A 26541-nucleotide genomic window follows, 5' to 3' on the forward strand; every position below is an offset into this window, starting at 1 on the left:
GTCGCTTTTAACGCCCCCTCACCACCAGACTATCCGGCGCACTGCCCAATGCCTGCCAGCTCGGCCGGTACATGGACTCCACCTGCGGTGGCGGTACGCGGTAGCTGCCAGGCGTCACCGCGCGGGCCAGGTAGAGCAGATGGGTGGTGCCGTAGCCTTCCACGTCCACCGCTGCCACGTAGCGGTCGCCGCGATATTCCTGGTGTTTGATCCGCGCATTCTGCATCGAACGACGCCACTCCTTGACGTTGCTGCCGGCGTCATCGAGGCTCGCTGCGCTTTGCGCCAGGTTCTGGTTCTCCAGCTCCAGGCCAGCCGGGAGCAGGTCGACGACCAGTGCATCCGGTACGCGCTGCTTGGCCCGCACGGCCAGGTGCACCAGCACCAGTTCGCCGCTATTCAGGCGTTGCAGATCGAGCGGACGGCCGTCCATGCCAAGGTACTCGCGCTCGATGCTGAGGTTCTCACCACCGGCACGCGGCGCCTGGCTCGGGTAACCGGAAAGCGTCAGCTGCTGATACAGCGTGGTGCTGCCAGCATTGCTCACACTCAGTGGCTCGGCCAGCTCGGCGCGCTCCAGCTTGATGCCCGGCTGCTGGTTGCTCAGCTCGAACTGGAAGGCGCCACTGGCCAGTTTGGCGCTCCAGGCCTGCTCCGGCTTGCCGAGAATGCCGCGGCCGGCGAGGAACAGCGAATTGCGCTCCTGGGTCGACAGCCAGCGCTGGCCGGCCAGTTCATCCGCCAGGTTGAACAGACGCTGCTCGCGCTGCCCGGCCGCCAGGTCGTGCTCTTCCAGCAGGGCGAGGATCAGCGCCTGGTCACGCAATGGGCTGCCGTAGTCGGCCATCCAGCGCTCGCCATCGCGCTGCTGAATCAGCCCCTGGTTCAACGCCTGCTCGGCACGCGGCGCATCGCCCATCAGTTTCAGCGCGGCGGCCAGGTGCACCAACGGCAGACCGGAACGTGCTTCGCTGCGGCGGTCGAACAGGCTGCGCAGCGCGCCCAGCGGCGCCTGCTGGCTGCGGGCCAGAACGTAACCGGCATAGGCCTGTACGGCGAAGCGGGTGTGGGCGAAGTCCTGGCTGTAGCTGGCCTCGATCAGGCTGCTCTGCTGCAGGTAGCGCAGCAGGCGATCACTGGCCTTCTTCAGCGCTTCCGGCGGTACGCCGAAGCCCTGCTCGCGAGCGCGCAGGAGGAAGTCGGTGACATAGGCGGTCAGCCAGTATTCCTCTTCGCTCTCGGCGCTCCACAGGCCGAAGCCACCGTTGTGTCGTTGCATGCCAAGCAGACGCTCGATTCCCAGCTCGATGCTCTTGCGGCGTTGCTCGTCCGGCTCGCCCTCGAGGCCCAGGCGCTTGAGACTCGCGGCGTCGGCGTAGAGCGACGGGTACAGGCCGCTGGTGGTCTGCTCCAGGCAGCCGTAGGGGTAGGCCTTGAGCGCACGAATCTGCTCACCGAGGTTCAGCGGCGGCCGGCTCGACAGGGCCAACACGGCCTCCAGCCCGGCAGGCTCGAACTGGTTGAGGGTGCCAGCCGGCATGCTCCAGGGCTCGCCTTCTCCCAGGACGGCGCGGAAGTGTTGCAGTTGCGCCGGGTAAGCCGGGCGAATACCCAGCGTCCATTCGCGGCTGAAGTCACCCAGCGCCTCGTTCGGCAGTGCCAGGCCCTGCACCTCGACATGGATACGGCCCTGGCCCAGGCCGCCTTCGGCGCGCACCGGAATGCGCAAGGTGGTGCGTTGGCCATCCTTCAGGCTGATCGGCGAGCCCCCCTTGCCGAGCAGACGCAGCTGACCTTCGACGCCCAGTTGCACGTCGAGTTGCTGCTCGGCACCGGACAGGTTGGTCAGGTCCAGCGCCAGGGTGGTTTCGTCACCCCCGGCGAGGAAGCGCGGCATCGACAGCTCGGCGATCAGCGGCGCGGCCACCACTGTCTTGGCCTCGGCCATACCGAAGCGCTCGTCGGTCCAGGCCTGCGCCATCAGACGCAGCTCGCCATTGAAATCGGGGATATCCAGGCTGACTTCGCCTTCGCCCTTGTCGTTCAGCTTCAGTGCATCGCTCTGCAGCGCGACGATCAGTACGCTGGTATCCGGGCGCTTGCCACCGGCGGCAAGGCCGGCGTCACCACCGAAGGCCAGGCTGGCGACACGCCCCTGGGCCTCGATCAGTTGACCATAGATATCCAGCTGATCGGCACCATAGGCCTTGCGCCCGAAGAAGTTGGCGAAGGGATCGGGGGTGGCGTAGCTGGTGATGTTGAGGATGCCCACGTCGACCGCGGCGACCAGCACATGCACCTTCTCGGGAATGCTGCCGTCGGCGTTACGCGCGCTGACCTTGACCTTCAGCGGCTGCTTGGGCCGCATCTTTTCCGGCGCTTCCAGGCTCAGCGCCAGCTTGCGCGGGGCGCGCTCCAGCGGCAGGTGCAGCAGGCCAACGGCGCGCTTCGGGGTGACCTGCGCCTTGCGCTCGCCGGGGCGAATCACCAGGGCACTGAGATAGAGATCGTGGCGCGCCCATTTCTTGTCGATCGGTAGCTCAAAGGTCTTGCCGTCTGCCGGCACGCTGATTTCCTGCCACCACAGCGGGCCTTCGCTGGATTCGACCAGCAGGTAGCCGTTGCCGGCAGCCGGCGGGGTGACGGTGATCTTGGCCACCTCGCCGGCGGCATAGGCCGGCTTGTCCAGCGCCAGCTTGACCTGGTCCGGGCGCACCGCGCCGCCATCGGCGTTGTCCTGCCAGCGGTAGCCAGCCCAGAAACGCATGCTGCTGAGCAGGCCGGTCTGGTTGTCCACCACCTCGAGCCGGTACGGACCCCACTCCACCGGGAAGCTGACCTTGGCGGTGCCGCCAGCGGCGACCTTCAGCGGCTCGTCGCTGAGGGTGAGGAACTTCTCGTTGTAGTTGTGACGCCAGCCTTCACCGTCGGAGAAGCTCCAGAAGTAGTCGCGGCGCTCGCGCACCAGGCGCACCTTGAGGTTGTCGGCAGCCAGCTTGTTGCCGGCCGCGTCGGCCACCAGAATCTCGAACTCGGCCAGGCTGTCGGCATCGACTTCCTCACCGTCGAACAGCCCGCGCAGGCCCGGCAGGCGCTCGGCCGGCCATACCGGCTGGACGATGCGACGGGTGATCGGGCGGCCACCGGACTCCTGCAGGCTGGCCTGGAGAATCAGGCGCAGCGGCGACTTGGCGTCGCTCCAGCGATTTTCCGGGCGTAACACGGCGCGGCCCTGGTCATCCAGATTCTGCTCGTCGAGTTCCTGATCCTGGCTCAGGTCGGCCTCGGTGATATCGCCAAACTGATAACCCGGCAGGCCTGCCACCGCCTCACGCAGCGGCCGCACATAAAGCTGTCCGGTCAGACGGTTGCCGGCAGCCGGCGCACCGTAGAGGTAACGCCCGGTCACCGCGAACTCGGCGCTGTCGCTCGGTGCGTAGGGCTGCTCCTGCCCCTTGAGCTCCAGGGCCATGCGCTCGGGCAGGAAGTCCTCGACGAGGAATTCGTAAAGCTGCGGGCTGCCGTCGCCCAGGTCGAGCAACAACTGCCAGCGCCCGGTCGGCGCCTCTTCGGCGAGCGGCAGCTGGTATTGATAGAGACCGTCATCGCCTGCGTTCCAGACGAACTTGCGGCTGATCTGCTCGTCCGGGCGGCGCACCTCGACGCTGACCGGCTGAGCCTTGACCGGGCTGCCGTCGGCATCGCGCAGCAAGCCGTTGAGCAGTACCGTCTCGCCGGGGCGATACAGATCGCGCGGGCCGAACACGAAGAATTGCAGCGCGTGCGCCTTGGGACCGGCGATATCGAACTCGGCCAGATCCAGCGCCGGGGTGTTCAGGCGCAGCAGGCTGGTCTGCTCGTCCTGCTTGGCCACCAGCACCTGGGCCTTGGCGGGCAGCGGCAGTTGCGCATGGCCAGCCGAATCGGTCTTGCCTTCGGCGAGCAGCGCGCCGTCGCCGTCGAGCAGTTCGAGCTGCACGCCGGACTGCGCCTTGCCACCTTCCAGCGCCTGGGTGAATACGTCCAGACGATCACGATATCGATGCGCGGACAGGCCGATATCACTCAGGGAAAACAGGGTCGCCGGCTGCGAGTAGCTGTAGCTGCCAGCCTCGCGCATCACGGCCAGGTACACACCCGGCTGCTTGAACGGCTCGAGGCCGGCGATGGGCAAGAGCAGGGTTTCGCGGGTGTTGCGCGCCGGGTTGAGATCGAAGCGCCCGCCATAGACCAGATCGGCCATCGGCAGAATCTCGCGCGCCTCCCAGGTATCCAGATTGCTGGAACGCCCCCAGCGAGACAGGAAGCGCGGCAGTGCCTCGGGCTTGATACGGAAGAACTCGACGTTGACCTTGTCGACGTTCAGGGCGATCACCGGCAGACCTTCGGCCAGGCGTGTAGGCAACAGCGAACCACGGCTGGCGAAGCCGACGCTGGCCTGCAGGTCACGGGTTTCGAAACGGCTGACATGCTCGCCAGCGAGCTTGCCGCCATTGATCGACTTCAGGCCGGCATCGATGGTCAGCACCAGCTTGCGCTTGGGCTCCAGGTGGCGCAGGCGCAGCTCGCTGAGGTTGTCGGTCAGCTCCCAGGCGCCGTCGACCTTGCCGGCGGTGCTGTCGACCAGGTGCAGACGCTCGGCGAACGGCTGCTCGGGGTCCAGCGGGATGGAGAAGGTCACCGACAGCGCGCTGGCGCCATCAAGCTGCACTTCGGAGACGTCGACCACCTCCAGCTCGCGCCCGGCGTAGCGCTTGGCCAGCGCTTCGCGGTCAACCGCCGGCTTCGGCGCCTGCGGCTGTTGCGCAGCAGGGGCGGCGGGGGTCACCGTGGCGGGCGGTTGGGAGGAATCACAGGCGCTGAGCAGGGTCAGCACCATGGCCAGAAGCAGTCCTTTGTTCGGCATTGCGGGCTCCAGAATCAGGGGGCGCAGAGGCCGACAACTATAGCCGAGGCGCCCTGCCAGAGCGACGAGCCAAATAGAAGAATTAGCCAAGCCTCTCACACTCCCGAGGCGACGTGCGACCACGCCAGCGCTGTGCCTATAATCGGCGCTTTGCCGGAGCCGCCAATGTCCGCCCTGCTCGATGCCTGGCGCCACGCCCCGACCCAGCGCAAGGTCTGGGCGCTGGCAGCGCCGATGATTCTCTCCAATCTCTCGGTGCCGCTGGTGGCGCTGGTCGACACCGCCGTGGTCGGCCACCTGCCGCATGCCCACCAGTTGGCAGCCGTGGCGGTGGGCGGCAGCCTCTACACCCTGCTGACCTGGGCCATGGGCTTTCTGCGCATGGGCAGCACCGGCTTCGCCGCCCAGGCTGCAGGCCGCGAGGATGGCGGCGCGTTACGTCAGGTACTGGTGCAAGGGCTCGGCCTGGGCGTATTGCTGGCACTGCTCCTCGGTTTGCTGGCCTTGCCCTTCAGCAGCGCCGCGCTGAGCCTGATGCAGCCATCGGCCGAGCTGGACCAACTGGCGCGCCAGTATTTCCACATCCGCCTGCTCGGCCTGCCCGCCAGCCTGGCAACCTACGCCCTGATCGGCTGGCTGCTGGGCACGCAGAGCGCCCGTGGCCCGCTGGCCATTCTGCTGACGGCCAACCTGATCAACGTGACGCTCGATCTGCTGTTCGTGCTCGGCCTCGAATGGGGCGTGGCCGGCGCGGCCTGGGCCTCGGTGATCGCCGAATGGAGTGGCGCCCTGCTTGGCCTGTGGCTGGTCCGTGGCGCGCTGGGTCGCTATCCGGGGCGCCTCGACAGCAGCGCGCTGAAACGCTGGAGCAACTGGCGCCCGTTGCTGGCGGTCAATCGCGACATCTTCATACGCACCCTGGCGCTGCAACTGGTGTTCTTCCTGATCACCGTGAAAGGCACGCGCCTCGGCGATGCCACGGTGGCGGCCAATGCGCTGCTGCTCAATGGCCTGACGCTGACAGCCTACGCGCTGGACGGCCTGGCGCATGCCGTCGAAGCCCTCTGCGGCCACGCCCTGGGCGCGCGTGATCGCGCTGCGCTGCGCCGCTCGCTACTGGTAGCCGGCGCCTGGTCACTGCTGGTCAGCGTCGGCTTCGCCCTGTTCTTCCTGTTCGGCGGGCACTGGTTCGTCGGCATGCTCACCAACATTGCCGAGGTCCGCGAACTGGCTCTGAACTTCCTGCCCTACCTGGCGCTGCTGCCGCTGCTGGCGGTGTGGAGCTACCTGCTCGATGGCCTGTTCATCGGTGCCACCCGCGCCAGGGAAATGCGCAACGCCATGCTTATCGCCCTGGCGTTGTCCCTGCCGCCGGCCTGGTGGCTGCAAAGCCTGGGCAATCACGGGCTGTGGTTGGCATTTCTGGCATTCATGGGGCTGCGCAGCCTGGTACTGGCTGGCTATGCTTGGCAATTGAGCCGTCGCGACCTGTGGTTCCCTTCCCCGGCATTAGCAGGCCGTTGAAAAACGTAGGCGAGGCAGGCAAGACAAGGCAAAAACGGCCGAAAAAGCGCAATTTACGAGTTGTAAATGAGCATTTTGAGGCCGTTTTTAACGCAGTATTGTCAACGCAGGTAGTTTTTCAACAGCCTGCCAGGAGAGATCGCCCATGCTCAGCGTCCCGCTGCCCGCCAATGAAACCGAACGCCAGCAGGCACTCGATCGCCTGGAGCTGCTCGACACACCTGCCGATCCCTATCTCGATACCCTGACCCGCCTGGCCCACGACCTGTTCCAGGTAAAAATGGCACTGGTCACGCTGGTCGACCGTGATCGTCAATGGTTCAAGAGTCGCCAGGGGCTGGACGTCGCGGAGACGGAGCGCAGCCTGTCCTACTGCTCACACGTGGTCCTGCATGACGAGCCGCTGATCGTCGAAGACAGCCAGGTAGACCAACGTTTCGCCGGCACCGAACTGGCACTCAACACGCCTGATGTGCGCTTCTATGCCGGCTGGCCGCTACGCGATGCCGACGGCATGCCGCTGGGCACCCTGTGCGTGGCAGACCCGCTGCCACGTCAATTCGACCACCAGGATCGATTCAAGCTACGCGACCTGGCCTACCTCACCGAAAACTACCTGCACCTGCAGCACTGCTCGCAACAGGCCAGTGACCTGCGCGATGCCCTCAGCCGCGAGCAGCGCAAGGGCATGCTCGATGCGCTGACCCAGCTCTGGAATCGCGCCGGGCTGCTGCACTTCCTGCCGCTGGAGCAAGCCGCTGCCGAGCACCACCAACTGCGCCTGGGCCTGATCTATTGCGACCTGGATCACTTCAAGCAGGTCAACGACAGGCATGGCCACGATGGCGGCGACCACGTGCTGTGGGAAAGCGCGCGACGCATGAGCAGTGCCGTGCGCCCGCAGGATGTGGTCACCCGCAACGGCGGCGAGGAGTTCGTCATCCTCACCCAGGTGCACGACGAGCAGGAGCTGCTGCAGATTGCCGAGCGCATCCGCCTGGCCATCGCCAGCCAGCCGATGCAGCTGGAAGACGCCCAGTTGCAGCAGACCGCCAGCCTCGGCTGTGCCCTGCTCGGCCCCGGCGAGAGCGCCGTGGACGCGCTCAAACGTGCCGATCAGGCGCTGTACCGGGCCAAGCACGGCGGCCGCAACCGCACCGAGTTCGCCCCCTGCCCCCACTGAAAGGAAGCACACATGGCTGCCGCGTTCGTCGCTTACCTGCACTACCTGTCGATCTTCGCCCTGTTCGCCCTGCTGAGCATCGAACATGTGTTGTTCAAGGCGCCGCTGGACCTGTCCCGTGCGCGCAGCCTGATGATCAGCGACCTGGCCTATGGCATCTGCGCCGGTCTGGTGCTGGTCACCGGTATCGCCCGCGTGCTGTGGTTCAGCAAGGGCGCCGCCTACTACATGAGCAACAGCCTGTTCCATGCCAAGCTCGGCCTGTTCGTCCTGGTTGGTCTGCTGTCGATCCTGCCCACGGTGGTGTTCATCAAATGGCGCAAACCCGTGAAGGCAGGCCAGGTGCCCACGCCCAGCGCCCGGCAGGTACGCCTGGTGACCTGGAGCATCCGCATCGAGCTGCTGCTGTTGCTGGCGATCCCGCTGCTGGCGGCGCTGATGGCGCGCGGTTATGGCGTCATTGGCTGAACCGCGAGAAGCGCAAAGCATCGCCGCTAAAGCGCCTCCCACAGATACGGCCTGGCCGGTTATGAAGACAGATAGGACGAGCGGGTCAGGCCCAGACGCAAGGCATCGAGGAACTGGGTACGCTCACGGGCGCTGATGCGGGCACTGGCCACCTTGTCACGGTAGTGGGTCATCAGCTCTTCCGGCGACAGGTGCACGTAGCGCAGCATGTCCTCGATGGTGTCGTGGGTCTCGATACCGGCATGCACCACGCTGCCATCAGTGCCCTGGTAGATGTTCACCGAGTCGGTGTCACCGAACAGGTTGTGCATGTCGCCAAGAATTTCCTGATACGCACCGACCAGGAAGATGCCCAGCACGTAATCCTCGCCCTCGCGCAGCTCGTGCACCGGCAGGCTGGTTTCGATGGACTGCTCGTCGACGTACTGGCGGATCTTGCCGTCGGAGTCGCAGGTCAGGTCCTGCAGCACGGCGCGGCGCAGCGGCTCCTCATCGAGGCGCGACAGCGGCAGGATCGGCAGGATCTGGCCGATGGCCCAGGTATCCGGCAGGCTCTGGAATACCGAGAAGTTGCAGATGTACTTGTCGGCGAGCTTGTCGTTGAGCTCGTCGAGCACTGCACGGTGCGAGCGCTGACGCGCCTTGAGCTGGTTGTGCAGGCGACGGCAGATGGCGAAGTAGCACTGCTCGGCCAGGGCCTTCTGCGCCAGGCTCAGCTTGCCGGCCGAATACTGCGCGGCCACTTCCTCGATGTAGTGGGTGGCACGCCAGTAGGTTTCGGCGACCATTTCCGGGTCACTGTCTTCCAGCAGTTCGATCAGCACCTGAAGGATTTCCGGCTGCTCGACGCTCGCATCGATCTCCGGCACCTTGTCGTTATGCCGCTCGACGTCGGTGACCTGCACCAGCAGTACCGCATGGTGCGCAGTCATGGCCCGGCCGCTCTCGGAGAAGATGTGCGGATGGGGGATTTCCTGGCGGTCGCAGAACTCCTTGAGCATGTCGACCACGGCGTCGGCGTAGTCCTGCATGTCGTAGTTGATCGAGCTGGCGTTGCGCGAGTGGGTGCCGTCGTAGTCCACACCGAGGCCGCCGCCGACGTCGATGTGATCGACCGGCAGGCCCATGGCGCGCAGCTCGCCGTAGTAGCGGATGGCCTCGCGGAAGCCCTTGCGGTAGTCGGCGATGTTGGCGATCTGCGACCCCATATGGAAGTGCAGCAGGCGGACGCCCTGATCCAGCCCGGCCGCGCGGAAGCGCTCGACCACCGAAAGGATCTGTGCGGCAGACAGGCCGAACTTGGACTTCTCGCCACCGGTGTCAGCCCACTTGGAGGATGCCAGCGAGGACAGGCGCACGCGCAGGCCGATCTGCGGCGCGACCTTGAGCTCGGCCGCCTCCTCGATCACCAGGGCGACTTCCGATTCCTTCTCGATGACGATGAACACGTTGTGGCCGAGCTTCTGCCCCATCAGCGCCAGGCGGATGAACTCGCGGTCCTTGTAACCGTTGCAGACGATGGTGCCGCCCTTCGGCGCCAGCGCCAGCACGGCCAGCAACTCGGGCTTGGAGCCGGCCTCGAGGCCGATGGAGACGTTCTGCGTGGCGATGATGTTCTCGATCACCGCCTCCTGCTGGTTGACCTTGATCGGGTACAGCGCGGTGTAGCGGCTCTGGTATTCCAGGCGCTCGATACTGGCGTCGAAAGCACCGGTCAGGCGACGAACACGGTCCTGCAGGATGTCCGGGAAGCGAACCAGCAGCGGCAGCGACAGGCCGCTCTGACGCAGCTCGTCGACCTGCTGATAGAGATCGATGGGCTGGCTGTCCGGCCCATTGGGACGCACTTCGATGCGTCCGGCATCGTTGATCGAGAAATAGCCGGCGCCCCAGTGGCGAATGCCGTAGACACTACGGCTATCGGCTACGGTCCATTGGCTGCCGTCGTCTTTGCGGGTGCGTCGTGCGGACATCGGGTTCTCCCATGAGAAAAGCCTGACCTTGCTGGCGGCCAGTTTAGAAATGATGAAAGCAAGATGACGTTTGCTCGGCGGTTGACCGCATGAGCACCATCGAAGTTTAGGAAATGGAGCTTCAGCCGCCGGACTTCTTCGCGGTAAACCCGCGTTTGCTCAGCTCGGCCAACAGCAGGTCGACGTGGTCACCCTGGATCTCGATCACGCCGTCCTTGAGCGCACCGCCGGTGCCGCAGCGTTTCTTCAACGCACTGGCCAGTTCCTTGAGCGGTTCCTCGGCCAGCGGCACGCCGCTGACGGTGGTGACGGTCTTGCCGCCGCGCCCCTTGGTTTCACGGCGCACGCGGGCGATGCCGTCACCTTCGGGAATGCGCGTCTGCTTGCAGATGCAGGCGTCCACCGCCTGGTTGCAATCCGGGCAATGACGACCGCCATCGGTGGAATAGACGAGACCGCTCAGGGCGGAAAATGAAGAGGCTTTCTTGACCACCGGCTTGTCCTCGTAGGGGTCAGGATAGCGACTGGCCGACCGATGTCGACCGCGAAGCCCCACTCAGGCAGGGGCAGCGCAAGCGGACAGACGTCCGCCGAAAAGGCCGCGCAGTGTAACGGCAAAGGCGGCGCTTGCTAAGTATGGATTTGCGTCATTGTGCGGCACTTTGGCGACCCTGTTCGCCATCACGCACAAAGCGCTCGAAATCCGCGACGCCGCAGGGTGGCGTGCGCACCAGGGCCCCACATCCAGAGGTAGAGGCGGTGCGCACGGCGCACCCTACGAACCTGCCGCCAGGTATCGCTCCAGCGCCGCCAGCGAATCCGGGCAATACGGCAAACGATGGGTTTCTTCCAGCGCCTGCTCAACGCTGATAAAGCGCGCTTCCAGTACTTCTTCCGGCTGCAACACCAGCGGCGCATCGGATACCGCCGAATAGGCCATGCACCACAGGCGGCTTTCCGGGGCGTCATAGAGAAAGTGCGCATGCTCGACCAGTTGGGCTTCGGCGATGCCCAGCTCCTCGGCCAACTCACGCTCGGCGGAAAGTCGGTAGTCCTCGCCTTCGAGCACCATGCCGCCGGCTGCGACGTCCCAGTAGCCGGGATACAGCGCCTTGCTCAAGGTACGCCGATGCACGCACAGCAGCCCGGCGGAGTTGAACAGCAGGATGTAGGTGCCGCGCCCGATCAGCCGACGCTCGCGCAGCTCGGCGCGAGAAACGCCGCCCAGTGGTTGGTCATGTTCATCGACCCAGGCCACCCGCTCATTGTCGGAGGCAGCGCGATGCGCCGCCTCCGCTGCCGAAATCGCGGCCATCACCCCTGGCTCAGCAACTGACGCAGGTCGATCATGCCGGCGTTGGCACGCGAGATGTAGTTGGCCATCACCAGTGAGTGATTGGCCAGAACACCGTAACCGCTGCCATTGAGGATCATCGGGCTCCACAGCGTGGCCTGCGCGGCCTCCAGCTCACGAATGATCTGGCGCACGCTGACGGTGGCATTCTTTTTCGCCAGCACGTCGGCGAAGTCCACTTCGATGGCACGCAGCAGGTGAGCCAGCGCCCAGGCCTGGCCACGAGCCTCGTAGAACACGTTGTCGATCTGCAGCCAGGGCGTCTCGTAAACACCGCCTTCGCCAATCAGCCCGGACTCTTCGGCATCGCTGCCCACCTGCAGCTTCTCGTTCAGGCGCACCTGACCGACACTGGCGGACAGGCGCTGGGACAGCGAGCCAAGACGGGTGCCGGCATCACCCAACCAGTTGTTGAGGTTGTCGGCACGGGCGTAGAACTGCGCGTTTCTCTGCGCCGGGTCGGCCAGACGAGCCAGGTAGCGATCCAGCGACTTGATGCCCTCGCGGTACTCGGACTCGGACGCCGGCAATGCCCAGCTCTTGTTGTCGAAGTGGAAGCGCGGCTCGGCCTTGGCCAGATCCGGATCTTCGGTCGATTGCGACTGCGAACGGGCGAAATCCTTGCGCAGCGCACGGGAGAAATCGCGCACCTGCACCAGCACACCGTATTCCCAGCTCGGCATGTTGTCCAACCACAGGCCGGGCGGTGCGAGGTCGTTGGACAGGTAGCCGCCCGGCTTGTCGAGCAGCGTGCTAGCGACCTGCTTGAGGGTTTCCACCGTGGTGTAACCGGTCACCATCTGCCGTTGCGCCTGCTGCGCCGCATTCTGGGCATGCTGCTGCACCTGGAAAGCAGACGGCTCCTGACTCCAGTACCAGCCGACCACCAGGGCGATCAGCAGATAGACACCGATCAGGCCGCCCAGGGCTCGAGCGATCAGGCTGCCGCCACTGCGGCCGCCCCCTGAGGCCTTGTCGGCGCCGTCTAGCGAGTTCGTCGCGCGATTCTTCCAGTCCAGCATGGCAGTGTCCTTTTCAAGCGAATTCGAGTGTTCGACCACAACCCGGCCAACGGGTTGCGACCTGCTACGCACTATAAGGCAAGCCCACAGCAAAACGCAGGGCAGAGGGGCAAACTTACCGCTGGTAAGGGAAAACTAATTTTCTGTCGCTTATTCGACAGAAATACCGGCGCCAATTGATCGACGGCAATGTCAGCGCCGCCAGCAAGTGATAGCATCAAGCCACCACTGACTTAACCATCTATAGAAGTCGGCCCATGACCGAGCACCCGGATCCCAGTCGGGATCGCCTCAAGCACCATTTCGCCCAGCGCGTCATTCACCAGGCACGCCAGGTGCTGGAAGTCTGGCAGCGCCTGCAACGCAGCGAATGGAACGATGCCGGCATGGCTGAGCTGAGCGAAGCCAACCTGCGACTGCTGCGTTATGCCGAGCGTTTCGAACAGATCGAGCACGCCCAGCTGGCGCAGAGCATTGGCGTCAGCCTCGATGAAGTGATGGAAAATCGCGGTCGCCTCAACAGCACGCTGATCGCCCGCCTCAATCAGGCCATGCAGCGCTTGTCGAGAACCGGCCTGCGTCATAGCGATGCCTTCGAACAGACCTTCCTACCGCCACTGCGTAAACCGGTCTATCTCGCCCTGCAGGATGCCCAGCGCGCCGAGCGCCTGGCCCAGCAACTGGAATTCTTCGGGCTGGCCGCACAGGCCCTGAGCGATGAGCGCGCCTTCCGTGCCGCCATCAGCGAGCGCCACCCGGCCGCCATCGTCATGGACGTCGACTTCGCCGGCGCAGGCCTGGAGCTGGCCAACTCGGTGCAAGAAGGTCTGGAGCAGAAAATCCCGCTGCTGTTCTTCAGCCACTGCGATACCGACACCCCGACGCGCCTGGCTGCGGTGCGCGCCGGTGGCCAGGAATTCTTCACCGGCTCGCTGGATGCATCGAGCCTGCTCGAACGTATCGAGGTGCTGACCCACGTCTCGCAGTACGACCCGTACAAGGTGCTGATCGTCGACGATTCCAAGGCCCAGGCGACCCACACCGAGCGCGTGCTCAACAGCGCCGGCATCCTCACTCACACCCTGACCGAGCCCATCCTGGCGATGGACGCGCTGGCCGAGTTCCAGCCGGACCTGATCATCCTCGACATGTACATGCCCGAATGCAATGGCACCGAGCTGGCCAAGGTGATCCGCCACAACGATCGCTACGTCAGCGTGCCGATCATCTACCTGTCGGCCGAGGACGATCTCGACAAGCAGCTCGACGCCATGAGCGAGGGCGGCGACGACTTCCTCACCAAGCCGATCAAACCACGCCACCTGATCGCCACCGTGCGCAACCGCGCGGCCCGTGCGCGCAACCTCAAGGCACGTATGGTGCGTGACAGCCTGACAGGCCTGTACAACCACACCCATACCCTGCAACTGCTCGATGACGCCTGCTTTCGCGCACGCCGCGAAGAGCAGCCGCTGGCCTTTGCCATGCTCGACATCGACCACTTCAAGAAGGTCAACGACACCTATGGTCACCCCATGGGGGACCGGGTGATCAAGAGCCTGGCGCTGTTCCTCAAGCAGCGCCTGCGCAAGACCGATCATATCGGCCGTTACGGTGGCGAAGAGTTCGCCGTGGTACTGCCCGACACCGACGAGCAGTCGGCGCTCAAGGTGCTGGATGAAATCCGCCAGCGTTTCGCCGAGATCAACTACCCGGCCCAGCCGCAGGACCTGTCCTGCACCTTCAGCTGCGGCATCGCCATGCTGCAGCCAGGCCTGGACGGCAACGCGCTGTCCAAGCGCGCCGACGAAGCGCTGTACAAGGCCAAGCACGGTGGTCGCAATCGGGTGGAGCTTTACAGCGGCGATTGACGCACTGCCTCGCCGGCGCAAACGCAAAGCGTGACCCGGATCACACCGTCATCAGGATGTAACCAAACCGCAATAACCTCGCGGGCATCGTTCAGCCGTCGATCGAGCCCGTCATGCGCCTCAAGCTACTCACCAATCTCAATACTCTGCTGCTGGTCACCGTCTGCGTCGCTCTGGCGGCGACACTTTGGTGGTCACAGCGTGCGTTGCAGCAACCGGTGCAGCTGATGGAACGCTACCTGACGCTGTCGCAACAGTTCCAGCGCGAGGTAGCCGACAACATTCAGGCCTACCTGGCCAGTGGCAACGCCGTGCAACACAGCGCCGCGACCCAGGCCATCGACACCTTCGACGAATCCATCGAACAACTGCCGCGACAATTGACCGCCGAGCTGCGCCCAAGCCTGGAGCAACTGCGCGACTTCAGCGCCAATCAGTTGCTGGCGGCCGGCAAGCTGGCCGGTGATCCGCAGGGCCTGCTGCTACAGGCCGAACGCGAGATGCTCGCTGCGCTGGAACAACTGACCCAGTACGTCGCAGGCGCCAGCAGCCCCGCCGCGGGTGACTATCGCAAACCGCTGCAGGAAGCCGGTTCGCGCCTGCTGAGGCTGGCTCATGCCCGCGAACGCTTCACCAATCAGGGCCGTAGCGAACTGCTCGGCGACGTCGAACGCGAACTCAAGGCCCTTGCTCAGCAGGTAGAAGCGCTGGATAAGTTGCCACTACTCGGCGTGCAACAGGCCGACAACTCTGCCAGCGTCGGTTTCGCCGCGCTGCTCGGGCTGGATGACGCACAGCAGGAACAGCAGGCGCAGGACCGCGGCATCGAGCTGAAACGCGAACTGGGCACCCTGGTACGCCGCTACCCCAGCGAACTGCAACGTACCCGCGAGCTGGTCGGGCAACGCCAGCAACTGGCCATTACCACCACCGAGCGTGTGACCCAGGTGCAACAGGCACTGGCTGCGCTGGAGCCGCTGGTAAAAGGCGAATACGCACGCATTCAGGGCGAGGTCCGGCTGATTCAGGGCCTGATGATCGGCCTGATCCTGTTGATCGCCCTGCTCATCGACCGCATCCAGCGGCGCCTGTCACAGGTGCTCGGGCACCTGGTACCGGCGCTGTCACAGTGGGCCAAAGGTGATTTCGCGACGCCGATCAGCATCAATTCCCGCACCCGCGAGCTACGCGATATCGAAGACTCGCTCAATCACCTGCGCCGCTATCTGGTGGAGTTGGTCGCCAGCATCCGCGGCCATGCCGAGCATGTCGCCGGCTCCAGCCGTACCCTGGCCGATCTCAGCGGCGGCCTGCACGGCGGCGCCGAACGCCAGGCCGGCGATACCGCTCTGATCCGCGACGCATTGAGCGAGCTGGAAGCAACCATCGGCCAGGTCGCCGAGGACGCCAGCCAGACCGCCGATGCCAGCCGCGACGCCGACCGCGCCCTGGTTCAGGGCCAGCAGGTCATCGGTCAAAGCCTGGAAGGGCTGCATGCACTGGTGACCGAGGTACAGGGCAACGCTCAGGCCATCGAGCGCCTGGCCGACGAGACCGCCACCATCGGCAGCGTGCTCACGGTGATTCGTGGCATCGCCGAACAAACCAACCTGCTCGCCCTCAACGCCGCCATCGAGGCCGCGCGCGCCGGCGAGGCCGGCCGTGGCTTTGCCGTGGTCGCCGACGAAGTGCGCTCACTGTCGCAACGCACCGGCAGCGCCACGGCGGAAATCCAGGATGTGATCGGCCGCCTGCAGCAGGCTGCGCACCAATCGGTGCAGGCCATGCGTGCCCAGGTCGAGCACGCCGAAGCCACTGCCGGCAAAGCCGAGGCAGCCGACGGCGCGCTGGACGAGATCGTCAGCGCCATACGCACCATCGCCAGCATGGCCAGGCGTATCGCCGAGGCCACTGCGCAGCAGAGCGATGCGGTCAGCGAGATTCGCGAACACGGCGAACGCATCCACCAACTGGGCGACGACAACCTCGGCCTGATCGCCAACGGACGCAGCGAAAGCGAGCGCCTGCTGCACCTTGGCGGCCAGTTGCACAGCGCCGTACAGGCGTTTCGCGTCTAACCGCTGCGACACGGCAGCGCAGGCTTGATCTGCGCGGGAACTCGACAAGGCCGGCCTCCTCCAAGGTTCCGCTCATCCCCGGCAAACGACGCCCCGGCGCGGCGGCGACGATACGGGCGGGCGCTTTCCGGTATCATGCCGCCACCTTTCGCCGAGATATTCGCCCGATGTCACTGCGTCGACTGCTGCTTCCCCTGCTTCTGCTCTGCCTGAGCCTGCCCGCCAGCGCCAACCTGTTCGACCAGCGCCCTGCCGCCTCGCCGATTGGCGCGCCGCTGAACAACAGCAGCGACTTCCTGCCGGTGCGCGAAGCCTTCAAGCTGAGCCTGGTAAGCAGCGATGCACAGGCAGTGACGCTGCGCTTCGTCGCGGCCGAGGGTTATTACCTCTATCGCCATCGCTTCAATTTCAGTGTCGAACCGGCGGATCTGGTGCTCGGCGAAGCCGAATTGCCAGCAGGCGAAGCCAAGCACGATGAATTCTTCGGCGATGTCGAGGTGTACTACGGCGTGCTGGATATCCGCGTGCCGCTGGACAACCCGGATGAGCGCCCGCTGCGCCTGCAGGTCGGCTATCAGGGCTGCGCGGACAAGGGCCTGTGCTATCCACCGGAGACAGAGTTCATCGAGATCGGCGATATGCCGGCGGCGAGCTCGGCAAGCGCCCTGTCGACCGTGGCTAACGTGGCTGCAGCCTGGAACTGGAAAGAACTGACGTTGTTCTTCCTCGGCGGCCTGGCGCTGACCTTCACCCCCTGTGTGCTGCCGATGCTGCCGATCCTGTCCGGCGTGGTGCTGCGCGGGCAACTGGGGGGCTTTCGCAGCCTGACTCTGTCGCTGGCCTACGTGTTGCCGATGGCGATCTGTTTCGCCGTCCTCGGCACACTTATGGGGCTGTTCGGCGCAGGCCTCAACCTACAGGCGCGTCTGCAATCGGCTTGGGTATTGGTGCCTTTCGCCGCCTTCTTCGCCTTCTTCGCGCTGGCCATGTTCGGCCTGTTCGAGCTGCGCCTGCCGCGCTTCATCAGTGAACCGCTGGATCGCCTGGCCGGCAAGACCCATGGTGGCTCGCATCTGAATGCCGCCCTGCTCGGCGTACTCTCCAGCCTGCTGGTCAGCCCCTGCGTTTCGGCGCCGCTGGCCGGTGCCCTGCTTTATATCAGCGCCAGTGGCGACGCCTTGGGCGGCGGCCTGAAACTCCTCGCGCTCGGCCTCGGCATGGGCACACCGCTGGTGCTGTTCGCCGTTGGCGGTGGTGCACTGCTGCCAAAAACCGGCACCTGGATGGTCAGCGTACGCAATGCATTCGGCGTGCTGTTGCTGGCCGTTTCGGTCTGGCTGCTCGAGCGCGTGCTGCCGGGCAGTCTCAGCCTGGCCCTGTGGGGCCTCCTGGCTGGCGGCGTGGCAGTGTTCCTCGGCGCACTGGAGTTCGGCCCCAAGACGCATCGGCAGAAGCTCGGCCAGATCGCCGGCCTGGCACTGCTGGTTTACGCCCTGGCCGCCTGGGTCGGTGCCCTGCAGGGCGCGACCGATCCGCTCAAACCGCTCGGCCAGTTGCAGGCCGGTGCCAGCCAGAGCAGCGCCAAGAGTGGCGCCTGGCAAACCCTGAGCAGCCCTGCCGAACTGGACGCCGCACTGGCCGAAGCCAAAGCCGGCGGCCAACCGCTGCTGCTGGACTGGTATGCCGACTGGTGCATCAGCTGCAAGGTCATCGAGCGCGAGGTATTCGGCAATGCCGAAGTGGGCAGCAAACTGGCCGGCTGGCGCCTGATCCGCTTCGACATCACCGAAAGCAACGCCGCCCAGCGCGCCCTGCTGGACCGCTACAAGTTGTTCGGCCCGCCCGCCATCCAGTTGTTCGCTGGCAATGGTGACGAATTGCTCGATCTGCGTGTCGTAGGTGAGGTCAATGCCGCCACCTTCGTCGGCCGCCTGGATCAGGCGAGCAGCCGCCAGGCAGGTCGTTGAACGCTGTCGACGCGATCATCGCCCGCTCTTGGCAAATGCCCTGGCAACGACCGAAACCAGCGCTATAGTCATATTTCTGCCGCAAACAGCAGGCATCGTGTCGACTATTGCTGACATCGCGCAGCTGCGGCATAGTCCTGCGCAGCCCGAACAACAAGGAACGCGTACATGGCCACCCTACTGGTGCTACACGGCCCCAACCTGAATATGCTGGGCACCCGCGAGCCCGACAAATATGGCGCCACCACCCTCGCCGAGATCAATCAGGATCTGGAGCAGCGCGCACGCGAGGCTGGCCATCATCTGCTGTACCTGCAAAGCAATGCCGAGTACGAACTGATCGACCGCATTCACGCCGCAAAGGGTGAAGGTGTCGACTTTATCCTGATCAATCCTGCCGCTTTTACCCACACAAGCGTCGCATTACGTGACGCATTGCTGGCGGTGAGCATCCCATTCATCGAAGTGCACCTGTCCAACGTGCACAAGCGTGAACCTTTCCGCCATCACTCCTACTTTTCCGACGTTGCAGTAGGGGTGATCTGCGGCCTTGGCGCCAGCGGTTATCGGCTGGCCCTGGAAGCGGCACTCGAACAACTGACCGGGCGCGCCTGACGCGCAGCCTGGTAGACAAGTCCTACCTCACCTCTGGGAGTTGACCATTCATGGATATCCGTAAAGTCAAGAAACTGATCGAACTGCTGGAAGAGTCCGGTATCGACGAGCTGGAGATCAAAGAGGGCGAAGAGTCCGTACGCATCAGCCGTCACAGCAAGCAACCGGCCTATGCTCCGCAGCCGATGTACGCGCCGGCTCCGGCTCCGGTCGCCGCACCTGTCGCCGCAGCAGCTCCGAGCGCTGAAGCCGCCCCGGCCGCCGCACCGAAACTGAACGGCACCGTCGCGCGTTCGCCGATGGTCGGTACCTTCTACCGCGCAGCTTCGCCGACCTCCGGTAACTTCGTCGAGATCGGTCAGACCGTGAAGAAAGGCGACATCCTGTGCATCGTCGAAGCGATGAAGATGATGAACCACATCGAAGCCGAAGCCAGCGGTGTGATCGAATCCATCCTGGTGGAAAACGGCCAGCCGGTTGAGTACGACCAACCCCTGTTCACCATCGTTTGATGCCCGGGGAGCCTGCAATGCAGAAGCTGGAAAAAGTCCTTATCGCCAACCGTGGCGAAATCGCCCTGCGTATCCTGCGTGCCTGCAAGGAGCTGGGCATCAAGACGGTGGCCGTGCACTCCACCGCCGACCGCGAACTGATGCACCTGGGCCTGGCCGACGAATGCGTCTGCATTGGCCCGGCCGCAGGCTCGCTGTCGTACCTGAACATTCCGGCCATCATCAGTGCCGCCGAGCTGACTGGCGCTACCGCCATTCATCCGGGCTATGGCTTCCTGGCCGAGAATGCCGACTTCGCCGAACAAGTGGAGAACTCCGGCTTCGCCTTCATCGGCCCGAAAGCCGACACTATTCGCCTGATGGGCGACAAGGTGTCGGCCAAGGAAGCCATGATCAAAACCGGCGTCCCGGTGGTGCCTGGTTCCGACGGCCCGCTGCCGGAAGACGAGGAAGAAGCCCTGCGCATCGCCCGTGAAGTGGGCTACCCGGTGATCATCAAGGCCGCTGGCGGCGGCGGTGGTCGCGGCATGCGCGTGGTGCACAAGGAAGAAGACCTGATCAAATCGGCCAAGCTGACCCGTACCGAAGCCGGTGCTGCGTTCGGCAACCCGATGGTCTATCTGGAAAAATTCCTCGGCAACCCGCGCCACGTCGAAGTCCAGGTACTGTCCGACGGCCAGGGCAACGCGATTCACCTGTACGACCGCGACTGCTCGCTGCAGCGCCGTCACCAGAAGGTGATCGAAGAGGCTCCGGCCCCGCTGATCGACGAGAAGGCCCGCGCCGAAGTGCTCAAGCGCTGCGTCGATGCCTGCATCGAGATCGGCTACCGCGGTGCCGGCACCTTCGAGTTCCTCTATGAAGACGGTCGCTTCTACTTCATCGAAATGAACACCCGTGTTCAGGTGGAGCACCCAGTCACCGAAATGGTCACCGGCATCGACATTCTCAAGGAGATGCTCAGCATCGCCGCTGGCAACAAGCTGTCGATCAAGCAGGAAGACGTGAAGATTCTCGGTCACTCGGTCGAGTGCCGGATCAACGCCGAAGACCCGGACAACTTCATGCCCAGCCCTGGCAAGGTCAAACATTTCCATGCCCCGGGCGGCAATGGCGTTCGTGTCGATTCGCACCTGTACAGTGGCTACAGCGTGCCGCCGCACTACGACTCGCTGATCGGCAAGCTGATCACCTTCGGCAAGGACCGTGACGAGGCCATGGCCCGTATGCGCAACGCCCTCGACGAGATCGTGGTCGACGGCATCAAGACCAACGTGCCGCTGCACCGCGACCTGACCCGCGACAAGGGTTTCGTCAAAGGTGGCGTGAACATCCATTACCTGGAAAAGAAACTGGGTATGGACAAGCACTGAGTCCTGACTCACTGCATCACAGGGGCTGCCTTCGGGCGGCCCCTGTCGTTTCAGCGGTCGAACTGGCAAGCCGCCCACCCCTTCAAGTAAGCTGCGCGGCCAAACGCGCGCCCTTCATGAGGTTTTTCATGCCCTGGTTACAAGTCCGTCTCGCCATCACTCCTGAGCAGGCAGAAACCTACGAGGACGCCCTGCTGGAAGTGGGCGCCGTATCGGTAACCTTCATGGACGCCGAAGATCAACCGATCTTCGAGCCGGATCTGGGGACCACCCCGCTGTGGTCGCACACCCACCTGCTCGCCCTGTTCGAGGCCGACACCGACGAAACCGCGCTGCTCGCCCACCTGCAGCTACTGTGCGGCGGCGCGCTGCCGGAACACCATATCGAACGCATCGAGGATCAGGACTGGGAACGCAGCTGGATGGATGGCTTCCAGCCGATGCGTTTCGGTCAGCGCCTGTGGATCGTGCCGAGCTGGCACGCCGCGCCTGAGCCGGATGCGGTCAACCTGCTGCTCGATCCGGGCCTGGCCTTCGGCACCGGCACCCACCCGACCACCGCACTGTGCCTGGAATGGCTCGATGGCCAGAACCTGGACGACTGCAGCGTGCTCGACTTCGGCTGCGGCTCGGGCATTCTGGCCATCGCTGCCCTGTTGCTCGGCGCGCCGCAGGCGGTCGGGACCGATATCGACCCGCAGGCCCTCGAGGCTTCGCGCGACAACGCCTCGCGCAACGGCATCGATCCGGCCCGTTTCCCGGTGTATCTGCCTGCCGACCTGCCGCAACAGCCCGCTGACGTGGTCGTCGCCAACATCCTCGCCGGCCCGCTGGTTTCCCTGGCACCGCAGATCACCGCGCTGGTCAAAGGCGGTGGACGCCTGGCGCTGTCGGGCATTCTCGCCGAGCAGGCCGAGGAAGTCCGCGCCGCCTACGCAGGCGCCTTCGACCTCGACCCAACGGCCATCAAGGACGGCTGGGTGCGCATCAGCGGCGTCAAGCGCTGAACCGCGCGCAGTCGTTGCGTTAGACTAGCTGCTTGGATTTTCCGGACCCGCGCATGAGCGAAAGCCACGTCACCCAGTGCCCCAATTGCCGTACCAGCTTCCGCGTCAGCCAGGCGCAGCTGGCTGCTGCCCACGGCGCAGTACGCTGCGGTGCCTGCCTGCACGTGTTCAACGCTGCCGAGCAACTGTTCGGCCCCCGCGCAGCCGCACCTGCGCCAGTGGCAGCCAAAACGGCAAGCGCTCCGACCAAAGCTCAACCCGACACCCGCCCCAAGGCGCCAGCGGCCAAGCCCGCTGACGATACCCTGTGGATTCATGACGACCTCGACCTGGACAGCCTCGACCTCGATGAGGAACTGGCCAAGCTGGAAGAGCAGGAACAACAGCTCTCGCAGCAGTTCCTCGCACTGGAACAGGCGCCGCGCTATGCCGAGAACTTCGGCAGCCGCGCGCCAGATGAGCAGGAAGATGCGCATGACGAAGCCTGGGCCGAAGCCCTGCTGCGTGACGAACCAGTCAAGCGCGAGCGCGACAGCCTCGAGCTGCAACCGACCGAGCAAGAGCCTGCGCCGCCGGCCACACCTGAACCCAAACCCGCCGCTGCGATCGTCGCTGCGCGCCAACAGCCTATCGCCGACGACCTAGACGAAGCCGATGAGCCGCGCCTGGGTAACCTCGATGACGAACCCGACGAGCCGGAGCGACAGGACGAAGACCTGCGCACGGAACGTGACGAACCCAAGGTAGCGCGCAACGAGCCGGGGCTGCGCGAGGAGCGCCTGTTCGAACTGGACGACGAACCCTTGCAACTCGACTGGCGCCAGCCACAGGGCACGTCCTGGGGCCGCCTGTTCGGCTGGGGGTTGCTCAATCTGCTGGCGGCTGGCGGCCTGCTGGCACAGTACGCCGCCTACAACTTCGATGAACTGGCACGCCAGGACCGCTATCGTCCCTGGTTCGAACAACTGTGCCCGAACATCGGCTGCACCCTGCCATCGAAAGTCGACATCAGCCAGATTCGCAGCAGCAACCTGGTGGTACGCAGCCACCCGGAGTTCTCCGGCGCACTGATCGTCGACGCCATCCTTTATAACCGCGCCTCCTTCGCCCAGCCCTTCCCACTGCTGGAGATGCGCTTCGCCGACCTGGGCGGACAACTGGTCGCCAGTCGTCGCTTCAAACCCAGCGAGTACCTTGCCGGCGAGCTGGCCGGACAGAGCGAGATGCCGCCGCAGACGCCCATCCACATCTCCCTGGACATCCTTGATCCAGGCACACGCGCGGTGAACTACAGCCTGAGCTTCCACTCGCCCGAGTAGCCTGGAGGCAGCGCGACCCGTGGTCGCAGGCCTTTCATCTAACTACTGGCGATAAGCCCATAGCTGTTCAGAATTTGTTCAAAACGACCTTTATCCGGTCATCCAGAGCGGGTATCATGCCCACCCTTTCGCGAGCACCGACCCACCGCCGTTTCCCCTGAGGACACAGTGGAGGGCAGGTGTTGATCGCCCTTTGTCTCAACTGCGAACCAACAAGCAGGGACGCCCCATGTCGGCCCCACGTATTGGCCCCTACACATTGCCCAATCGGTTGATCCTGGCCCCCATGGCCGGCGTAACCGATCGCCCGTTCCGCCAGCTGTGCCGCCGTCTCGGCGCCGGCCTGGTGGTCTCGGAGATGGTCACCAGCGATGTGCGCCTGTGGAATAGCCGCAAGTCCAGCCTGCGTTTGCTCCACGCCGGTGATCCCGAGCCGCGCTCGGTACAGATCGCCGGCGGCGACCCGCAGATGATGGCCGACGCAGCGCGCAAGAACGTCGAGTTGGGCGCGCAGATCATCGACATCAACATGGGTTGCCCGGCCAAGAAGGTCTGCAACAAGGCCGCCGGTTCCGCCCTGCTGCGCGACGAGCCGCTGGTACGGGAAATCCTCGATGCCGTGGTCGGTGCGGTGGATGTGCCAGTCACCCTGAAGATTCGTACCGGCTGGGACCGCCAGAACAAGAATGGCATCACCGTGGCGAAAATCGCCGAAGACGCCGGCATTGCTGCACTGTCCGTACATGGCCGCACCCGCGCCGACCTTTATACCGGCGAAGCCGAGTACGACACCATCGCCGCCATCAAGCAGGCGATATCGATTCCGGTGTTCGCCAACGGCGACATCGACTCTCCACAGAAGGCCAAGGCCGTGCTCGACGCCACTGGCGCCGATGCCCTGCTCATTGGCCGCGCCGCCCAGGGCCGGCCGTGGATCTTCCGTGAAATCGAGCATTACCTGCGTACCGGCGAAACCCTGCCGGCACCGAGCCTGCTCGAAGTGGAACGCATTCTGCTAGAACACCTGGCCGCACTGCACGCCTTCTACGGCGAATTGATGGGCGTACGCATTGCCCGCAAGCATGTCGGCTGGTATCTGGCAACCCTGCCGGGCGCCAGGGAGTTTCGCGCCCAGTTCAACCGTCTGGACAGTACGGACGCACAGTGCGCCCACGTTCGCGCGTTCTTCCGCGAACGGCACAACGATGGAAACGAGGTGGCCGCATGACGTTGATGACAGAGACCCTAGTGAGTGGAATTGCACCCGTGAGTGACAACACCAGCCTTAAACAGCACCTGAACACGCCGAGCGAAGAGGGCCAGACCCTGCGCGGCGCCGTGGAGAAGGCGCTGCATAACTACTTCGCCCATCTGGAGGGCGCGGACGTCACCGACGTGTACAACCTGGTGCTCACCGAAGTCGAAGCGCCGCTGCTGGAAACCGTCATGAATCACGTGAAAGGTAACCAGACCAAGGCCTCCGAACTGCTCGGCCTGAACCGCGGTACGCTGCGCAAGAAGCTCAAGCAGTACGATCTGCTGTAACCCTGAACTCCCGAAAAGGGCGGCCCGCATGAGCCGCCTTTTTTGCTGATATCCCCGCTCTGATGGATAGTGAAATGACCGACCAGACCACCCTTCTGCCCGTCCGCCGCGCGCTGATCAGCGTTTCCGACAAGACCGGTGTCCTCGAATTCGCTCGCGAACTGGCCGCCCTCGGTGTCGAGATCCTCTCCACCGGCGGCACCTACAAGCTGCTCAAGGACAACGGCGTGGCCGCAGTGGAAGTCGCCGACTACACCGGTTTCCCGGAAATGATGGACGGCCGCGTGAAGACCCTGCACCCGAAGATCCACGGTGGCATCCTCGGCCGTCGCGCGCTGGACGGCGCGGTGATGGACGAACACGGCATCAAGCCGATCGACCTGGTCGCGGTCAATCTCTATCCCTTCGAAGCCACCGTGGCCAAGCCTGACTGCGACCTGGCCGACGCCATCGAGAACATCGATATCGGCGGCCCGACCATGGTTCGCTCTGCTGCGAAGAACCACAAGGACGTCGCCATCGTGGTCAACACCGGCGATTACGCCGGCATCGTCGCCTCCCTCAAGGCCGGTGGCCTGAGCTATGCCCAGCGCTTCGATCTGGCACTCAAGGCCTTCGAGCACACTGCCGCCTACGACGGCATGATCGCCAACTACCTGGGCACCATCGACCAGGCACGCGACACCCTGTCCACCGAAGGCCGTGGCGCCTTCCCGCGTACCTTCAACAGCCAGTTCGTCAAGGCGCAGGAAATGCGCTATGGCGAGAACCCGCACCAGAGCGCGGCGTTCTACGTCGAGGCGAAGAAGGGCGAGGCCAGCGTTTCCACCGCTATCCAGCTGCAGGGCAAGGAACTGTCGTTCAACAACGTGGCCGACACCGACGCTGCGCTCGAATGCGTGAAGAGCTTCGTCAAGCCGGCCTGCGTCATCGTCAAGCACGCCAACCCCTGCGGCGTGGCTGTGGTACCGGAAGACGAAGGCGGCATCCGCAAGGCCTACGACCTGGCCTACGCCACCGACACCGAGTCGGCCTTCGGCGGCATCATCGCCTTCAACCGTGAACTCGATGGCGAAACCGCCAAGGCCATCGTCGAGCGCCAGTTCGTCGAAGTGATCATCGCCCCGAAAATCAGCGCTGCCGCCCGTGAAGTGGTCGCCGCCAAGGCCAACGTGCGCCTGCTCGAGTGCGGCGAGTGGCCGGCCGAGCGCGCCGCAGGCTGGGACTTCAAGCGCGTCAACGGTGGCCTGCTGGTGCAGAGCCGCGACATCGGCATGATCAAGGCGGAAGACCTGAAGATCGTCACCCAGCGCGCCCCGAGCGAGCAGGAAATCCATGACCTGATCTTCGCCTGGAAAGTGGCCAAGTTCGTCAAATCCAACGCCATCGTCTACGCCAAGAACCGCCAGACCGTGGGTGTCGGCGCCGGCCAGATGAGCCGCGTCAACTCCGCGCGCATCGCCGCGATCAAAGCCGAGCACGCTGGCCTGCCGGTACCGGGCGCAGTGATGGCCTCCGACGCCTTCTTCCCCTTCCGTGACGGCATCGACAACGCGGCCAAGGCCGGTATCACCGCGGTGATCCAGCCGGGTGGTTCGATGCGCGACAACGAAGTGATCGCGGCTGCCGATGAAGCCGGCATTGCCATGGTGTTCACCGGCATGCGCCACTTCCGCCACTGATTGGCTGGTGAATGGCTTCGGCCATCCACCCTGCACACAGGCGAGACGTAGGAGCCCGCTTGCGGGCGATCAACCCGTAAAGCATCGCCGGCAAGCCGGCTCCTACAAACAGCACAGACTGATCCTCCTCACGCAACGCGTA

Annotated in this window: 19 protein-coding genes; 14 read left to right on the plus strand and 5 right to left on the minus strand. The window is 64.6% G+C overall.

What is annotated here, in order from left to right; genetic code table 11:
* Positions 1 to 7: 7 nt before the first annotated feature.
* A complete protein-coding gene (locus BLR77_RS06540) occupies positions 8 to 4906 on the minus strand; it encodes an alpha-2-macroglobulin family protein (protein WP_074676093.1) in 4899 nt (1632 codons plus the stop codon).
* Positions 4907 to 5071: 165 nt separating this feature from the next.
* Here BLR77_RS06540 and BLR77_RS06545 point away from each other — a divergent pair, with 165 nt between their 5' ends.
* The 3 genes from BLR77_RS06545 to BLR77_RS06560 all read left to right on the plus strand — a co-directional run bounded on the left by BLR77_RS06545 (position 5072) and on the right by BLR77_RS06560 (position 8081).
* Positions 5072 to 6430 (plus strand): MATE family efflux transporter, encoded by a 1359-nt coding sequence (locus BLR77_RS06545; RefSeq protein WP_074676095.1) that lies wholly within the window; start codon positions 5072 to 5074, stop codon positions 6428 to 6430.
* Positions 6431 to 6575: 145 nt separating this feature from the next.
* Positions 6576 to 7613 (plus strand): GGDEF domain-containing protein, encoded by a 1038-nt coding sequence (locus BLR77_RS06555; protein WP_074676099.1) that lies wholly within the window; start codon positions 6576 to 6578, stop codon positions 7611 to 7613.
* Between the two features lie 12 nt (positions 7614 to 7625).
* Positions 7626 to 8081, plus strand: a complete 456-nt coding sequence (locus BLR77_RS06560) for a DUF2214 family protein (RefSeq protein ID WP_074676100.1) — start codon at positions 7626 to 7628, stop codon at positions 8079 to 8081.
* Positions 8082 to 8140: 59 nt separating this feature from the next.
* Here the strand turns inward: BLR77_RS06560 and speA are convergent, their stop codons facing one another.
* From speA to BLR77_RS06580, 4 genes are all read right to left on the minus strand, one after another.
* A complete protein-coding gene (speA, locus tag BLR77_RS06565; RefSeq protein ID WP_074676102.1) occupies positions 8141 to 10054 on the minus strand; it encodes an arginine decarboxylase in 1914 nt (637 codons plus the stop codon).
* A gap of 121 nt (positions 10055 to 10175) precedes the next feature.
* Positions 10176 to 10547 (minus strand): translation initiation factor Sui1, encoded by a 372-nt coding sequence (locus BLR77_RS06570; protein ID WP_074676104.1) that lies wholly within the window; start codon positions 10545 to 10547, stop codon positions 10176 to 10178.
* A 282-nt stretch (positions 10548 to 10829) separates the two neighbouring features.
* On the minus strand, positions 10830 to 11369 hold the full coding sequence (locus BLR77_RS06575; RefSeq protein ID WP_074676106.1) for an NUDIX hydrolase: 540 nt from the start codon (positions 11367 to 11369) through the stop codon (positions 10830 to 10832).
* Complete coding sequence (locus tag BLR77_RS06580) at positions 11369 to 12430, minus strand: DUF2333 family protein (protein ID WP_074676108.1); 1062 nt, start codon at positions 12428 to 12430, stop codon at positions 11369 to 11371. Before BLR77_RS06580 ends, BLR77_RS06575 begins: the two co-directional genes overlap by 1 nt.
* A gap of 257 nt (positions 12431 to 12687) precedes the next feature.
* Here BLR77_RS06580 and BLR77_RS06585 point away from each other — a divergent pair, with 257 nt between their 5' ends.
* The 11 genes from BLR77_RS06585 (at position 12688) to purH (ending at position 26399) form a co-directional block, all read left to right on the plus strand.
* The gene (locus BLR77_RS06585; protein WP_074676110.1) at positions 12688 to 14301 is read left to right on the plus strand and encodes a response regulator; all 1614 of its coding nucleotides are present in this window, start codon (positions 12688 to 12690) and stop codon (positions 14299 to 14301) included.
* Between the two features lie 113 nt (positions 14302 to 14414).
* Entirely contained in the window at positions 14415 to 16379 is a 1965-nt protein-coding gene (locus BLR77_RS06590; RefSeq protein WP_074676112.1) for a methyl-accepting chemotaxis protein, read from the plus strand.
* A 167-nt stretch (positions 16380 to 16546) separates the two neighbouring features.
* Positions 16547 to 18346, plus strand: a complete 1800-nt coding sequence (dsbD, locus tag BLR77_RS06595; protein ID WP_074676114.1) for a protein-disulfide reductase DsbD — start codon at positions 16547 to 16549, stop codon at positions 18344 to 18346.
* A gap of 168 nt (positions 18347 to 18514) precedes the next feature.
* Positions 18515 to 18961, plus strand: a complete 447-nt coding sequence (gene aroQ / locus BLR77_RS06600; RefSeq protein WP_074676115.1) for a type II 3-dehydroquinate dehydratase — start codon at positions 18515 to 18517, stop codon at positions 18959 to 18961.
* Positions 18962 to 19011: 50 nt separating this feature from the next.
* Entirely contained in the window at positions 19012 to 19473 is a 462-nt protein-coding gene (gene accB, locus BLR77_RS06605; protein WP_074676116.1) for an acetyl-CoA carboxylase biotin carboxyl carrier protein, read from the plus strand.
* Positions 19474 to 19490: 17 nt separating this feature from the next.
* Positions 19491 to 20846, plus strand: a complete 1356-nt coding sequence (gene accC, locus BLR77_RS06610) for an acetyl-CoA carboxylase biotin carboxylase subunit (protein ID WP_074676117.1) — start codon at positions 19491 to 19493, stop codon at positions 20844 to 20846.
* A gap of 128 nt (positions 20847 to 20974) precedes the next feature.
* Complete coding sequence (gene prmA / locus BLR77_RS06615) at positions 20975 to 21853, plus strand: 50S ribosomal protein L11 methyltransferase (RefSeq protein WP_074676118.1); 879 nt, start codon at positions 20975 to 20977, stop codon at positions 21851 to 21853.
* Positions 21854 to 21906: 53 nt separating this feature from the next.
* Positions 21907 to 23172 (plus strand): DUF3426 domain-containing protein, encoded by a 1266-nt coding sequence (locus BLR77_RS06620; RefSeq protein ID WP_074676120.1) that lies wholly within the window; start codon positions 21907 to 21909, stop codon positions 23170 to 23172.
* 229 nt (positions 23173 to 23401) lie between these two features.
* Positions 23402 to 24400: a tRNA dihydrouridine synthase DusB gene (gene dusB / locus BLR77_RS06625; protein ID WP_074676122.1), complete on the plus strand. Its 999-nt coding sequence runs from the start codon at positions 23402 to 23404 to the stop codon at positions 24398 to 24400.
* Positions 24397 to 24717, plus strand: a complete 321-nt coding sequence (fis, locus tag BLR77_RS06630; RefSeq protein WP_003242613.1) for a DNA-binding transcriptional regulator Fis — start codon at positions 24397 to 24399, stop codon at positions 24715 to 24717. Before dusB ends, fis begins: the two co-directional genes overlap by 4 nt.
* A gap of 74 nt (positions 24718 to 24791) precedes the next feature.
* Positions 24792 to 26399, plus strand: coding sequence for a bifunctional phosphoribosylaminoimidazolecarboxamide formyltransferase/IMP cyclohydrolase (purH, locus tag BLR77_RS06635; protein ID WP_074676123.1), 1608 nt, complete (start codon positions 24792 to 24794; stop codon positions 26397 to 26399).
* Positions 26400 to 26541 lie beyond the last annotated feature (142 nt).

The organism is Ectopseudomonas alcaliphila, from assembly GCF_900101755.1.
GTDB lineage: Bacteria > Pseudomonadota > Gammaproteobacteria > Pseudomonadales > Pseudomonadaceae > Aquipseudomonas > Aquipseudomonas alcaliphila.

Excerpts from the sequence above, each read along its gene's own strand:
- BLR77_RS06540 (WP_074676093.1), bottom strand. The coding sequence starts at position 4,906 with ATGCCGAACAAAGGACTGCTTCTGGCCATGGTGCTGACCCTGCTCAGC.
- BLR77_RS06545 (WP_074676095.1), top strand. The coding sequence starts at position 5,072 with ATGTCCGCCCTGCTCGATGCCTGGCGCCACGCCCCGACCCAGCGCAAG.
- BLR77_RS06555 (WP_074676099.1), top strand. The coding sequence starts at position 6,576 with ATGCTCAGCGTCCCGCTGCCCGCCAATGAAACCGAACGCCAGCAGGCA.
- BLR77_RS06560 (WP_074676100.1), top strand. The coding sequence starts at position 7,626 with ATGGCTGCCGCGTTCGTCGCTTACCTGCACTACCTGTCGATCTTCGCC.
- speA (WP_074676102.1), bottom strand. The coding sequence starts at position 10,054 with ATGTCCGCACGACGCACCCGCAAAGACGACGGCAGCCAATGGACCGTA.
- BLR77_RS06575 (WP_074676106.1), bottom strand. The coding sequence starts at position 11,369 with ATGGCCGCGATTTCGGCAGCGGAGGCGGCGCATCGCGCTGCCTCCGAC.
- BLR77_RS06580 (WP_074676108.1), bottom strand. The coding sequence starts at position 12,430 with ATGCTGGACTGGAAGAATCGCGCGACGAACTCGCTAGACGGCGCCGAC.
- BLR77_RS06585 (WP_074676110.1), top strand. The coding sequence starts at position 12,688 with ATGACCGAGCACCCGGATCCCAGTCGGGATCGCCTCAAGCACCATTTC.
- BLR77_RS06590 (WP_074676112.1), top strand. The coding sequence starts at position 14,415 with ATGCGCCTCAAGCTACTCACCAATCTCAATACTCTGCTGCTGGTCACC.
- dsbD (WP_074676114.1), top strand. The coding sequence starts at position 16,547 with ATGTCACTGCGTCGACTGCTGCTTCCCCTGCTTCTGCTCTGCCTGAGC.
- aroQ (WP_074676115.1), top strand. The coding sequence starts at position 18,515 with ATGGCCACCCTACTGGTGCTACACGGCCCCAACCTGAATATGCTGGGC.
- accB (WP_074676116.1), top strand. The coding sequence starts at position 19,012 with ATGGATATCCGTAAAGTCAAGAAACTGATCGAACTGCTGGAAGAGTCC.
- accC (WP_074676117.1), top strand. The coding sequence starts at position 19,491 with ATGCAGAAGCTGGAAAAAGTCCTTATCGCCAACCGTGGCGAAATCGCC.
- prmA (WP_074676118.1), top strand. The coding sequence starts at position 20,975 with ATGCCCTGGTTACAAGTCCGTCTCGCCATCACTCCTGAGCAGGCAGAA.
- BLR77_RS06620 (WP_074676120.1), top strand. The coding sequence starts at position 21,907 with ATGAGCGAAAGCCACGTCACCCAGTGCCCCAATTGCCGTACCAGCTTC.
- dusB (WP_074676122.1), top strand. The coding sequence starts at position 23,402 with ATGTCGGCCCCACGTATTGGCCCCTACACATTGCCCAATCGGTTGATC.
- fis (WP_003242613.1), top strand. The coding sequence starts at position 24,397 with ATGACGTTGATGACAGAGACCCTAGTGAGTGGAATTGCACCCGTGAGT.
- purH (WP_074676123.1), top strand. The coding sequence starts at position 24,792 with ATGACCGACCAGACCACCCTTCTGCCCGTCCGCCGCGCGCTGATCAGC.